The following is a 13,366-nucleotide window of genomic DNA, read 5'->3' on the forward strand; positions in this document are numbered from 1 at the left end:
ACCAGATCGCATTGAAAGCTTTTTATACCGACCACTATGTTTTACCACTTCCGCCGGGACACCGCTTTCCGATGGAAAAGTATAGTCAGCTGCGTGATTTAGTGAGTAAGCTAGCAGGGTTAGATCTAGTAGAGGCTCCCGCCGTCTCTGATACTCAGATTCTATATGCGCATGATCCCAGTTATCTCATCAAAATCCTCTCAGGCAATTTGAGCCCTAAGGAGCAGCAAGACATTGGCTTTCCTTGGAGCGAACACATGGTGGAGCGCTCACGTCGCTCTGCTGGTGCCACCCTTGCAGCCGCTAAGGCGGCACTCAATGAGGGCTTAGCAGCCAATCTCGCTGGCGGCACGCATCACGCTTACCGTAATAAAGGCAGTGGATTTTGCGTCTTTAATGACTCTGCGATTACAGCCCGAGCACTTCAGAAAGAAATCAATCCAAACCTAAAGGTTGCGATCATCGATTTGGATGTCCATCAGGGTAATGGCACTGCTTCTATTTTAGAAAATGACGCTTCTATATTTACCTTATCGATACATGGGGAGAATAACTTCCCCTTTACAAAAGAGCGTAGCGATCTTGATGTTGGCCTCCCAGACAAAACGGGAGATGCGGCCTATTTAGCAGCGCTTCATCAAAGCTTAGAAATAGTAGATACGCGCTTTAAGCCTAACTGCATTATTTACTTGGCTGGAGCCGATCCTCACGAAGGGGATCGCTTAGGAAAGCTCAGCCTGACTCAAGAAGGAATGCGACAGCGAGATGAAGCTATTTTTCAGTATGGCTTAGATCGCCAAATTCCGATTGCCTTCAGTATGGCGGGCGGATACGGCAAAGAAATTCAGTCAACTGTGGCTATTCATTTTCAGACCATCCAAACTGCACTTCAGTTTCAGCGGCAATACGGTTGAATTACCCTACAATACGCCAGCCATGATTTACATTCGAACCGCCCTATTTTTATTAGTCTTGACCAGACCACTTGCATCGTGGGCTGTAGATTTGCAACCTAACGATATTGTTGCGCCACTACCCAATAAAAATTACGTCACGGTGAGTTACCTCAATACCGAGAACAACACGCTCTATCGAAACGGTAGCATTGCATCTGGTAACCCTATTATTGATACTCAGAGCGCAATTTTTCGTGGCACCAGAACGTATGATTTTGGCAGCCTGCCAGCAGCCAGCTTTATTCAACTACCCTACGGATCCATTCAACCAGGGGGCTCACTAGGAAGCCAAGCAGGCGATGCCGGGATTGGTGATCTCACTATTGCAACAGCAATATGGCCTTATCACAACAGAGCCACCAGAACCTATCTTGGCCTAGCGGGATACCTCATTAGTCCAACTGGCAGCTATTCCAGTCAGCGAGCTTTTAATGTGGGTGAGAATCGCTTTCGGTCGGACTTGCAGATGGGCTTTCAAACGCCGATCACTTCCAATGTGGATGGCATGATTGCGGTTGACACCATGTGGTTTGGCGGCAATAGTCAATGTGCTACTGCATGCGGCCTAACTACTGACGGATCCTTAACCCAAAAGCCACTGACCACCACTCAGTTGGGTCCAATCTACCGTATCAATCAAACCTTTACCGTAGCAGCCTCTTACTTTTATGTCGCTGGTGGTGCAATATCAATTAACAACAACTATCAGAATAACGTTGCCAATACACAAAGATTTTTATTAAGTGGGCAAGCGCACACATCGATTGGCAGAATCTCTTTGCAATACGGACGTGATACAGAAATTAAAAATGGCTTTGTTCAAACGCGCTTACTTGCTGTCAGGCTCATGAAAGAATTTTAATCACAGATTAGCGCTTACTAGCATTACTCAATGCTGATTAGCTTTATAAGTAGTCCAGTATTTCTGCATTTCAATGAACAAAAATGAAGCAGACCAAGTAATTAAGATGAAGCCAGTCAGCGCTTCTACTCCAGTCAAGTATCTTAAGTAGCCCTGAGCCACAATCTCACCATAGCCCAAAGTAGTGAATGTGACGAAAGATAAATAAGCGCAGTCCAACAAAATGCCATGGCCTGAAAACTCACCAACGAGACCACCCATGACGGGGAACTGCAAGGTAAAGAAGTAGCCCAAGGCAAACAGCCAGATCTCCACTACATGGGCCATAAAAATGGCGCCAACCCCAACTAACACCCGAAAACGCTGTGCAAGGTGGGCCATTCTGGGAAGCAGCTTATCAAGCTGAAAAAGGGCTTCGTAATGCAATAGGATCGCAATAAGTGCCAGAGAACCATTGATGATGAAGGCAGTGATAAGCAACATCGTCAAATTATCCCCCATTTTCAGGGGATTCCCTCAATAACTAGTGATCAGTGGTCAGCATGATCAAGCATCTAATTTAACCCTCTCAATCAGCTTCAATCCTGGCGATCTTAACCACTGAGGTCCATCTGATATTTTCGGTCTTAATAAACTCATCCAACTGCTTGGGATTCATGTAGACAGCCTCAGCACCCATCTCTACTGCCTTTTGTTTGAATGCGGGCTCGGCCATTACTTTAGCGATTTCAGTTGTCAGTTGATTCACAATAAATGCAGGTGTATTGATTGGAGCAAAAACCGCAAACCATGATGTTGCATCTAGTTTTGGTAAGCCTGCCTCGGTAGCCGTAGGAACATCAGGCAAGCTCTGCAAACGCTTCTTGCCTGTTGTTGCTAATGCGCGTAGTTTTCCAGTTTGGATGTGAGGAATAAATGGTGGAGGCGTTCCAAATGTTAAATCAACCTGGCCACCTAATAAATCAGCTAATGCCGGACCGGTACCTTTGTAAGGAATATGGGTCATTTTGATACCAGCCTGCTGCTCTAACATCGCGCCAGTAACGTGTTGCAAGGATCCATTGCCTGAGGATGCGTAATTCAACTTTCCAGGATTTGCTTTTGCATAGGCGATGAGTTCATTCATCGTCTTAAATGGTAAGTCTGCACGTACCACTACGATTTGTGGTGCTGAAATCACATTTGCTACAGGCTGGAAATCTTTAAGCTCCCATGGCAACGGATTTTTGCTAACCAAAGGCGTAATGACGTGATAGCCAGAATACTGAACCAGCAAAGTGTAGCCATCGGGATCAGCTTTCTTCACAGCAGCAGCTGCAATCGCACCAGATGCTCCTGCTTTGTTTTCAACCACAATCGTTTGGCCCAGAGCAGCCCCAAGAGGAAGAGCCAACACTCTAGCTGTGAAATCTGTCGTACCACCCGGGGCAGAAGAAGCAATAAACGTAATCGGACGATTCGGATACTTCCCCGAATCCTGACCGTAGCTAGAAATTGATAATTGACTTAATAGAATCAAGACCAATATGTTGATCTGAGAAAAATAGGTACGCATTGGACTAACTTTCAATTTAAATAAATCAAATTAACGTAAATCTCCTACATAAGCAGGTGCTGGATGTAAAGTACAGCTACTACCAGCCTGAGCAACTTGCCCTGGCACGGGATGCCCAACAATCAAGGGTAACTCACGTGCCAAATCGATTAATTTAGGGATATTGATACCGGTGTCGTACCCCATGGCATCAAGCATATGAACAGCGTCTTCACTAGAGATATTGCCGCTAGCACCTGGTGCATAAGGACAGCCCCCTAACCCACCTAGGGAGCCATCAAATCGAGTGATGCCGGACTGCACTGCAGCTAGCACATTAGCCAAGCCCATTCCACGTGTATTGTGAAAATGGAATGTCAATTGCAGATCAGAAAACTTCTTCTGTAGATCATTTGCCATAGTCGAAACTTGAGCAGGATGTGCCATCCCGGTTGTATCGCAAATAGAGACGCCACGTACACCCAAGTCTGCAAAGCGTTGCACCAAGTCCTCCACTACGCTTTGCGGTACATCACCTTCCATCGGGCAACCAAAAGCGGTGGATAGGGAAACATTGATGGGGGTTCTGCCATCTACATACTGGATCACCTCAGCCAACCCAGAAAAACTTTTATCTCGACTCATTCGCAAATTAGCTAAGTTATGAGTTTCAGAAGCAGACATCACCAGATTGAATTCATCTGCGCGAGATTCAAAGGCACGCTCCGCGCCGCGTAAATTAGGAACCAAGACTGTATATTCAACACCGGGTACACGCGCAATTCTTCCCATGACCTCTTCTGCATCGCGCAGCATGGGAATCGCTTTAGGCGATGTAAATGAAGTTACTTCAATCTTGGCAAATCCACATTGGCTTAGTGCATCTACCAACTTAACCTTGTCATCCGTAGGAATGAAATTGGGCTCAATCTGAAACCCATCCCTAGCAACAACATCATTGAAATAAATTCTAGTCATAATATGGCATCGTTTGCTTAAGTTGTTGATTATTTAGTGAAGGCAATACCGCGCTCTTTTAAGGATGCTACCTGAGCCTCTGTTAAACCAATACTTTGTAAAATTTCATCCGTATTCTCGCCAATATCCGGAGCCAGAGTTTTAATTGATCCAGGGGTACGCGAGAGCTTTGGCAGCACGCCTGGAACGTCTAATGTAGTCCCGTCATGCATCTGAATACTTTCGATATTGCCACGGGCTTTGTAATGGGGATCGCTGACGATATCAGCCACGGTATATATTTTTCCTGCAGGAACTGCTACTGAATCGAGTAGCTGCAGGGCTTGGTCAGTCGTCATGGTTTGAGCCCAATCACCAATTGCCTGGTCCAACTCTGCAACACGAGCTACCCTGCCATCATTATTTTCAAGTGCTGGATCATTTGCTAGATCTGCTCGACCAATCAGATTCATCAAGCGCTTAAAGATACTATCGCCGTTACCAGCCACCAATACATAACCACCATCTGCACAAAGGTAGGCATTGCTCGGGGCAATGCCCGGCAGGGCACTTCCACCTGCTTGCCGCACCTCTCCAAAAGCGCTGTGTTCAGGCACCAAGCTTTCCATACAATTAAAGACCGCTTCATATAAAGCAATATCAATGATTTGGCCTTTGCCACTCTGGTGACGCTCTTGAAGTGCCAATAAAATTCCGATCACGCCGTGCAGTGATGCCAAGGTATCTCCAATACTGATACCGACGCGAACAGGCACCCTTCCAGGCTCCGCAGTTAAATGTCGCAAGCCACCCATCGCCTCAGCAACCACACCAAATCCTGGCTTATCTCGATAAGGACCAGTTTGGCCATAACCACTAATTCTTAAAACAATGAGTTTGGGATTGAGCTCAAGCAACTTCTCTGGATCCAGCCCCCAACCTTCTAAAGTGCCCGGTCGAAAATTCTCGACCAGAACATCTGCTTCTTTAATTAAGGTGCGAACAATTTCTTGAGCTTCGGCCTGCTTTAAATCTAATGAGAGAGAGCGCTTATTGCGCGACTGAACCTGCCACCAGATCGAAGTACCATCTTTGAGTAAGCGCCATTTACGTAAGGCATCACCCACTTTCGGCGGCTCAATCTTGATGACCTCAGCACCAAAATCTCCCAGCGTTTTAGCGGCAAATGGTCCAGCGATTAACTGGCCCATCTCAATCACTTTTAGCTTGGCTAATGGCTCCATATTTACGCTTGAATGGGCTATTTTTTAAGAAAATTAAAATTTAAATGTCACGGCAACTTGGGGGCCCAGCATAGTTGTTTTTTGCAAAACACCGCCCTCTTTCATGTCATAGTACAAAGCACGATAGGTCAGTGACGCATCGATTAGCTTACCGAACGTTTTACCAACTCCAGCCATTGCTTGCCAGGTTAAGTTTGTCGTACCTCCTCCGCTACCAATATCGCCGTAGAACGGTACATACCAAGTGGAATCTGCAATTCGATAACGACCTTTAGCACCAACAATAGGATCAACTGTAGAAGTAGTTTTAGATGCCGTACCTAGTGCACTGGCATTTAATGTAGCTGTCGCATAGATCGCTCTTGCACCAAGCAAGGCATCTAGGTAAACGTCTTTAGTATTAGCGACTGTATAGCTTGCCATACCAGTCAATATGGTCTGCTGCAAAGTAATCTTATCTCCGACGGTATTACCTGTATTTGGAATCACGCCAGTTTTTTGCAAAGTGGCAGAAACTACATCGCCCATGACACCCCAATTACCCTTGTGCGCTTCTGCAGAAAGCATGCCTCCAGATTTGAGATTACTGACAACATTACTTGAATTAAAGCTAGCCGACTTCGCAAGCCCACTATCCAGACCAAGAGTGCCTCGAATACCAGGAGCCCAAACGTATGGCGTTATCTCAAAGCGCCAAGCCTCAGAAATTGTAGGAATAGGACTAACATCTTCTGCCGCATGAGCTAATCCTGCAGATACAAAGCTTGCAGTTAACAAAACAATCAATGATGAGATATTTTTCATAATATGTAAAAAGTGAGCTGTTAAAAATAGTTTTCTATTTTAGAGTTTAGCGTCTTGAAAGTGAATATCGATCTAATTAACTGGACACCCATTAGCTAATGGCTTTCCAGCAATACGATCTTTAATCCAAGCTAGATACATAGGAGCTGAGACGCCGGGAGTACTAAAGTGGGTTTGCTCTCCTGGCAACTGGACTCTCTGTATGTTTGCGCCCATAGCGCACATCTGCTTTTGATATAGCTCATGCTCAATTGGGGGAACTGCAGTGTCCTTAGTGCCCCAGTAAATAACAACTGGCACAACAGGCTTAACTGGTTTAACACTGCCATCAATTAACGCTTTCACCCAGGCCAAGGAGTTGCTAGCCTGAGGCTTTAATAAAGACTTGTACTGGTCTCCGTAGGCGTAATTAAAAGAATCGGCCATCACATGCACACACTTATTGCTAGCCAATTTATCCACAAACTGCGCGCCCTCATCAGTCAGAATGTCTGTCAACTTGAGATTTGGGTATGCGGCTTGAGTACCCCAAAGACCCATCACATAGTGAGCGAATAAAAATATGTTCGGGACATTAGCCTGAGTAAATTCATTCATCAACTTATTCGCGCCAAGCTCATCAGTCGGTGGGTTACGGAGCATGGCTGCTTGATCATCAGGTGCCAAGCCAACAAACCCAAGATATTGAAGATTATCTGCGACAGTGCCTTGAAGGGCTTGATAGTCGAGCAAACTTGCAGCAGCCAGAATTGCTCCCCCACCCTGTGACCAGCCATAAGCAATCGCCATCTTGCCAGCACCAGGCTTTTTCATTGAGCTTGCTGCTCTTACAGAATTAATAACATCTCTACCATTGGTCCCCGCAATCGCATATTGATGTTTACCGCCACCGCCCAACCCCTGATAATCCGTGGCAACAATCACATAGCCTTCCTTAATAAATTGCTCAACATTTGGAATTCCGTAGTCGGTCCAAGAGTTGCCATCTACCAAAAAATATTCATTCAAGGGTGCGGTTGGATCAACAATTTGGGATGGTCCACAACTTTGAGCCGAACCCGTAGTGCCGTGCGCCCAAGCCAAAATTGGTCTTCCTTCTTTTGGGGCTGCTCCAAGTGGGGCAATAACGACCCCCGTGGCAATAGTCTTGCGCTCAGCTACATCAGATGAGATGTAAGCAATTCGCCATGCTTGCGCGCCCTGCACTGATGTTTTAATTTTCTCTTGCTTTACGATTTGCCCCAGCTTTCCTGCGGGGCTTATTTTTGTGACAGCTTCATAAAAAGGCGGAAGTGGTGGAGCTGCTTGAACGTACAAAGGAGTTAAGCCAATAAAAAATAGAGCTGATAAAAATACTTTGAATACATTTTTCATAAAAATCCCGTAAATACAATCAATCTAATAAATGTCCAGTTTTAACAAATATAGTGCATCCCTCTCTACTAAAGGGCTGATGCAAACTCAGATGAGGGCTTCTAATCCATGAGCCAGCGGGATAGCGTCCATGCTCATCCTCAAACACACCATCCACTACAAAAATTTCTTCACCACCATAGTGCTTATGTGGATTGAAATAAGTTTGGGGAGCCCATCGAACCAAAGTGGAGCCATTACCCTGCCGCATGAGCGGCATTACATGAAGACCAGCTACCATGCCTTGATGCCAAGGCGCTGATTTTGTATCAACGAGCTCGCGCTCCACCTGCTCAACTCCAAGATGTCGCAGCTTCACAAAAAGAGTACAGCCAGATTTACTATGAGGTGCATGAGAGGATCCCGGGGGATTCATGATGTAGGTACCAGCCTGATAATCGCCGGTTTCATCACTAAATTCCCCATCAAGCACCAATATCTCTTCACCAAATTCATGAGTGTGCATTGGAAAATGAGAATTAGGCAAATAACGAACGATCGAGCTTGCCTTTGCAACTTCATCGCCAACACGATCGAGCATACGTCTTTCAATACCCGCCTCAGGGCTAGGAACCCAAGGTAAATCATGGTGATTAATCACGACTCTCTTGCTGTAATCAGAGTTGATATTCATTTATTAGATTCAGATAATTTAAAAGGATGGCTAAGCATATCAAGCAATTTTAGTAGACGCTGTGTAATCTCAACTGAGCCTGTCCATCGTTTTTCTTGCAACATCTTTTACCCAAGGTTGCTTATTCCAGTGCTCTTGGGCAAAAGCATCGATTTCCACCTTGTACTTTAGGGTCAGGCCAATCACATCCAAGCCTTCTAGGAACATGCGGCGATATCTTGCTGACATGGCAAATGCGAACTCATGATGAAGAGTGCGCACCGTGAGGCTCTCAATATCAATATCCAGACTGATTGGCGCACCCTTATCATCAGCCTCCTTCATTAAGGCTTGCACTTGATCTTCAGGCAGAACAACAAGCAATAAACCATTACCCATTGCATTGGAGTAGAAAATCTCCGCAAAGCTAGAAGCAATGACCGCCTTAAATCCAAACTGCTGCATCCCCCAAACAGCGTGCTCGCGACTTGAGCCACAGCCATAGTTTGGGCCTGTAATCAAAACATCAGTTCCTACATAAGCAGCTTGATTCAAAAAGAAGTTTTGCTTCGGCTCTCCATACTCATCAAAACGCAGATCATAAAATAAGCCCTGCGCTAAGCCAGACTTATCGATACCACGCAAAAACTGCTTTGGCATGACTTGATCAGTATCAAAATTAGCAATGCGCAATGCAGCGGCGTGCCCATGAATTTTCGATAGCTTATCCATTTGCAGCTCCTTGTAACTTACGCACATCCGTAATCTTGCCTGTAACTGCAGCAGCAGCTGCCATCGCAGGACTCATCAAGTGGGTAATTGCACCTCTACCTTGACGACCCTCAAAGTTACGATTAGTTGTGGAAGCACAGCGTGTGCCAGAAGTTAAAATATCATCATTCATGGCAAGACACATAGAGCAACCGGGCTTGCGCCATTCAAAACCAGCGGCAATCAGCTTATCGGCAATTCCCTCTTGTTCAGCCTGGGCTTTGACGGCGCCAGAACCAGGTACAACCATCGCTCGAACACCAGCCGCTACTTTGCGATCACCGATTGCGGCAATCACATTCCGCAAGTCTTCAATGCGCCCGTTGGTGCAAGAGCCGATAAATACATGGTCAATTGGTGTGCCCTCCAACGTCTGACCATCAGATAAATGGGTATATCTCAATGCTTGCTCAAGACTTAACTTATTAATCGGATCTTGAATAGAATCCTTAGTTGGGATGGCTGCGTTAATGGCAATAGCTTGGTCTGGACTGGTACCCCAAGTTACAAAGGGCGCCATATCACTTGTATCAAATTCATATTCTTTTTCAAACTGAGCATCTTTATCTGAATATAGACTTGCCCAGTGCGCTAATGCACGGTCTTTCATCTTGCCTGTAATATCAGGACATCTTGCCAGCACGTAATCAATAGCTGTTTTATCTGGTGCGATTAAGGCTCCTCGAGCACCTGCCTCCACTGCCATATTGCATAAAGTAAAGCGTGCCTCTGTACTTAAATTTATTAGTGCGGATCCGCTGAACTCCACTACATAGCCAATTGCACCCTTAGCTCCAATCTGACTAATGATGTTCAATATCATGTCTTTAGAGGTGGTGCCAGCTGGCAATGTGCCATTGATCTTGATGTGCATATTTTTAGCTAAGCGATATACCAAAGTTTGCGTAGCTAGAACATGCTCAACTTCGGATGTGCCAATACCAAAACCCAGAGCCCCCAAAGCTCCATAGGTAGTAGTATGGCTATCACCACAAATGATCACCATACCCGGACGTACCATGCCATGCTCTGGCGATACGACATGCTCAATGCCTTGTAATGGATGATTAGTGTCAAACAGGGGGATGTTGTGCTTTACACAATTTCTCTTCAGATTGAGGGCTTGTAATGAAGATGCTGGATCAGTAATCTGTCTGGGCATTTCATGATGGGTTGGGATGATGTGACTCACAACAGAGATGCTCTGCCCCGGAATGAGTACTCCACGACCTTGTTCATCTAGACCTGAAAATGCTTGTGGACTGGTGTATTCATTCATCAAATGTAAATCGCAGAAAAGGAGCACATTCTCCTCATCTAACTTCACTACCGTATGAGAATCCACTAATTTTTGATATAGAGTTTTAGCGCTCATCAACTATCCTGATTTAAAAATGGCATCACTTTTTCCAGCAGAATCTCTGGAGCCTCCTCTGGAAGATAGTGCCCACAAGGCAAAGTCTCACCAATCACATTTCGACAAATCGCCTGCCACTCTTGGAGGGGCTTAAAGCATTTATCAACCACTCCGTCTGCGCCCCACAGCACCATCGTAGGCATCTCTAGCTTCCTACCAGCGGCAATATCTTCGCGATCATGGATCAAATCAATGTCAGCTGCAGCGCGGTAATCCTCGCACATCCCATGTGCTGCTCCAGGCAAGGCAATACAGCGCATGTATTCAGCTAAAGCCCTAGGATCAAAAGGCTTTAGTCCAGCATGGCGCCTTCCCATTAAATCCCGAATATAAGCTGCAGGATCCGCTTCAATGAGTCGCTCTGGCAGAGGCGAAGGCTGTATTAAAAAGAACCAGTGCCAATAGGCTTTAGCAAATGCATCATTGGTTTTTTCATACATAGAGAGGGTGGGAGCAATATCGAGCATGACCAAGCTTCTGACTGATGCAGCATGATCCATCGCCAAGCGATGTGCGACTCGCGCACCCCGATCATGCGCCAGCACATCAAAACGATTAAATCCAAGTTGGCGCATCACCTCAACCTGATCCTGTGCCATCTCTCTCTTTGAATAATTACTATGATCACTTGTACCCTGTGGTTTTAAAGAGTCGCCATAACCCCGCAGGTCCGTCATGACTAATGTGTGCCTCTTCATGAGCTCTGGCGCAACCTTATGCCAAATGGCATGGGTTTGGGGATGTCCATGCAGCAGCAATAGTGGTGAGCCAGTCCCACCCACATGGCCAGCAATTTGAATCCCGTTCACCTCAAAAACACGCGCCTGAAATCCAGGAAATAATGCATCTGATGACATAAGTACCATTCGTATATTGATTTGATCTACAGTAATACTAAGCTGATTCATGTGGCTCTTTAAACTCAATGTAACAAAAAAATGCCAACCCTAGAGTTGGCATTACTGTTACAAGTTAGGCCGCTAAGGCCTAAGCCCTAAAACCACAGTCAAAAGTTACTGTTTCAACCCCAATAACTTGGCGGGATTCTTTTTCATCATAGTGTCAATATCTGACTGAGAAACGCCAGCAGCTTTAACAGCTGCAATCTCATTTTCAACTCCATCAGGAGGCGTCATCATCCCTTGCTGACCTAGGTCAGTCGACAATACTAAGTGCTCTGCACCGATTTCCTTGACTGCCTTTGCCACAGTATTGGCATCCACCTTCTCCCAATGCGTCATCCACTTGTATTGAGCATCTGGGCCAGTCATAAACTGCAAATAGCAAATCTCAATCTTTGCACCCATCGCAGCAACTTGCTTCGCCTGCTCCATACTGAGCCCTGGAATATTTGTTAAGCCATGGGTAATTAAAATATTATTTACCCCCAACTCTTTTGCACGCTTAACCACCACCATAATTTCCTCTGCTGAAACGTGGCCAGTTGCTAAGATCAAATTTTCTCTAGCAATGATCTTTAATACCTCCTCCATCTCTGGCGTGACATTGCCATTAGCAGTTACTACAAGACCCGATTTATTTTTATCAACTAGTGTCTTAATATGCTTATCGGAGTCAAAGGTAGGCAGCCATACCACTTTGCCGCGACCGCCTGACATACGGTGCATCCACTCCACTGCAGATGGATTTACACCCCCGACAGATTTATTGAGGACAATTCCGCCCCAAACTTCAATACCCGGAACTTGCTGCATCACGAGTGCAGCTCTATCTGCAGTAGTAACAACGTGATTTTTAATTACAAAACCAAGCATGCCCTTACGTTTAGCGATCATTGCAAGCTCAATGTCCGTCAGTGATCTACCAAAAACATCAGGATCTGGATGCACATGCATATCAATTACTCCAGCAGCTGGGCTCACTTTCGGGGGTGGCGGTGGGAATCCAACTTGCGCCATTAGAGGGGTAGCAGTCCCTAGTAAGCCCGCAGTACAGATGAGCAAAATGGTATTGAATGTATAACGAATCATTTACTGTCTCCTTTTATTATTTTCATCTACTGTACTTCAGATAAATTGGGGCGTATTTAAGTAGTTGCCCTTAGGAGGCACTCAATGTATCTGACCTTCTAAATCATTTCACAATACATTGGCTTCTGTAGAATGAATCCCATGAAACCAACGATCAAAATTGATTATGTATCCGATGTTGCTTGCCCTTGGTGTGCCGTAGGCTTAGGCAATCTCAATCTGGCAATTGCCCAATTAAGTGATAAAGCAAATTTTGAGGTTCATTTTCGACCCTTTGAGCTCAACCCTAAGATGCCCTTAGGTGGTCAGGATGCCATCGAGCATCTCACCGAAAAATATGGCTTAACCTTAGAACAGGTCCAAGCCAATCAAGCAAATATAAGAGCCAAAGCTTTAGAGGCAGGATTTGAGTTTCATCCAGAGGGACGGAAAAGGGTTTACAACACATTTGACGCTCACCGTCTTTTACATTGGGCGGGACAGGAGTTTGGAGTGGAGAAGCAAGCAACCCTCAAAAAAGAATTACTCAATACTTACTTTTGCCTGGCAGTGAGTTTAGATGACCAAGAAAATTTGATAGCTGCGGTAACTCGTTCTGGCCTAGATAAAGATAGAGCTCAAGAGGTACTCCAAAATAATGAGTTTTCTAAAGAAGTTCGGGAAGAAGAATCTACCTACACAAATGCAGGTATCAGCTCCGTTCCTTCAATCATTCTGAATGATCAATATCTTTTGCAAGGAGCCCAGCCTCCCGAGTCATTCGTAAATGCATTTAAAGAGCTGATTCAAAAAAGCTAAAAGACA

The 13,366-nt window shown here is 45.4% G+C and carries 14 protein-coding genes; 3 read left to right on the forward strand and 11 right to left on the reverse strand.

Translation table 11 applies throughout. The annotated features are described in order from the left end of the window. Positions 1 to 5 precede the first annotated feature (5 nt). Positions 6 to 914, forward strand: a complete 909-nt coding sequence (locus C2747_RS08385) for a histone deacetylase family protein (protein ID WP_215333139.1) — start codon at positions 6 to 8, stop codon at positions 912 to 914. Between the two features lie 22 nt (positions 915 to 936). Beyond that, positions 937 to 1,818 (forward strand): transporter, encoded by an 882-nt coding sequence (locus C2747_RS08390; protein WP_215331210.1) that lies wholly within the window; start codon positions 937 to 939, stop codon positions 1,816 to 1,818. Positions 1,819 to 1,845: 27 nt separating this feature from the next. On the opposite strand, the gene C2747_RS08395 is transcribed toward C2747_RS08390, so the two are convergent. The 11 genes from C2747_RS08395 to C2747_RS08445 all read right to left on the reverse strand — a co-directional run bounded on the left by C2747_RS08395 (position 1,846) and on the right by C2747_RS08445 (position 12,562). After that, the gene (locus tag C2747_RS08395; RefSeq protein WP_251374740.1) at positions 1,846 to 2,301 is read right to left on the reverse strand and encodes an ion channel; all 456 of its coding nucleotides are present in this window, start codon (positions 2,299 to 2,301) and stop codon (positions 1,846 to 1,848) included. An 85-nt stretch (positions 2,302 to 2,386) separates the two neighbouring features. After that, entirely contained in the window at positions 2,387 to 3,373 is a 987-nt protein-coding gene (locus C2747_RS08400) for a Bug family tripartite tricarboxylate transporter substrate binding protein (protein WP_215331212.1), read from the reverse strand. 30 nt (positions 3,374 to 3,403) lie between these two features. Then, on the reverse strand, positions 3,404 to 4,330 hold the full coding sequence (locus C2747_RS08405; RefSeq protein WP_215331214.1) for a hydroxymethylglutaryl-CoA lyase: 927 nt from the start codon (positions 4,328 to 4,330) through the stop codon (positions 3,404 to 3,406). Positions 4,331 to 4,359: 29 nt separating this feature from the next. Further along, the gene (locus C2747_RS08410; protein WP_215331216.1) at positions 4,360 to 5,553 is read right to left on the reverse strand and encodes a CaiB/BaiF CoA transferase family protein; all 1,194 of its coding nucleotides are present in this window, start codon (positions 5,551 to 5,553) and stop codon (positions 4,360 to 4,362) included. Between the two features lie 33 nt (positions 5,554 to 5,586). Beyond that, the gene (locus tag C2747_RS08415) at positions 5,587 to 6,357 is read right to left on the reverse strand and encodes a hypothetical protein (protein WP_215331218.1); all 771 of its coding nucleotides are present in this window, start codon (positions 6,355 to 6,357) and stop codon (positions 5,587 to 5,589) included. Between the two features lie 72 nt (positions 6,358 to 6,429). After that, a complete protein-coding gene (locus tag C2747_RS08420) occupies positions 6,430 to 7,731 on the reverse strand; it encodes a lipase family protein (protein WP_215331220.1) in 1,302 nt (433 codons plus the stop codon). Between the two features lie 19 nt (positions 7,732 to 7,750). Further along, positions 7,751 to 8,404 (reverse strand): cupin domain-containing protein, encoded by a 654-nt coding sequence (locus tag C2747_RS08425; RefSeq protein WP_215331222.1) that lies wholly within the window; start codon positions 8,402 to 8,404, stop codon positions 7,751 to 7,753. 69 nt (positions 8,405 to 8,473) lie between these two features. Continuing rightward, positions 8,474 to 9,115: a 3-isopropylmalate dehydratase small subunit gene (gene leuD, locus C2747_RS08430; protein ID WP_215331224.1), complete on the reverse strand. Its 642-nt coding sequence runs from the start codon at positions 9,113 to 9,115 to the stop codon at positions 8,474 to 8,476. Beyond that, positions 9,108 to 10,529, reverse strand: coding sequence for a 3-isopropylmalate dehydratase large subunit (gene leuC / locus C2747_RS08435; protein ID WP_215331226.1), 1,422 nt, complete (start codon positions 10,527 to 10,529; stop codon positions 9,108 to 9,110). The genes leuD and leuC overlap by 8 nt, the downstream gene beginning before the upstream one ends. Continuing rightward, positions 10,529 to 11,428: an alpha/beta fold hydrolase gene (locus C2747_RS08440; RefSeq protein WP_215333141.1), complete on the reverse strand. Its 900-nt coding sequence runs from the start codon at positions 11,426 to 11,428 to the stop codon at positions 10,529 to 10,531. The genes leuC and C2747_RS08440 overlap by 1 nt, the downstream gene beginning before the upstream one ends. Positions 11,429 to 11,584: 156 nt before the next feature. Beyond that, positions 11,585 to 12,562, reverse strand: coding sequence for a DUF6282 family protein (locus tag C2747_RS08445; protein WP_215331228.1), 978 nt, complete (start codon positions 12,560 to 12,562; stop codon positions 11,585 to 11,587). Positions 12,563 to 12,703: 141 nt separating this feature from the next. Here C2747_RS08445 and C2747_RS08450 point away from each other — a divergent pair, with 141 nt between their 5' ends. After that, positions 12,704 to 13,360 carry a DsbA family oxidoreductase gene (locus tag C2747_RS08450; protein ID WP_215331230.1) on the forward strand — a complete coding sequence of 219 codons (657 nt, stop codon included), beginning with the start codon at positions 12,704 to 12,706 and terminating at the stop codon, positions 13,358 to 13,360. Positions 13,361 to 13,366 lie beyond the last annotated feature (6 nt).

This window comes from Polynucleobacter corsicus (assembly GCF_018688255.1).
GTDB classification, from domain to species: domain Bacteria; phylum Pseudomonadota; class Gammaproteobacteria; order Burkholderiales; family Burkholderiaceae; genus Polynucleobacter; species Polynucleobacter corsicus.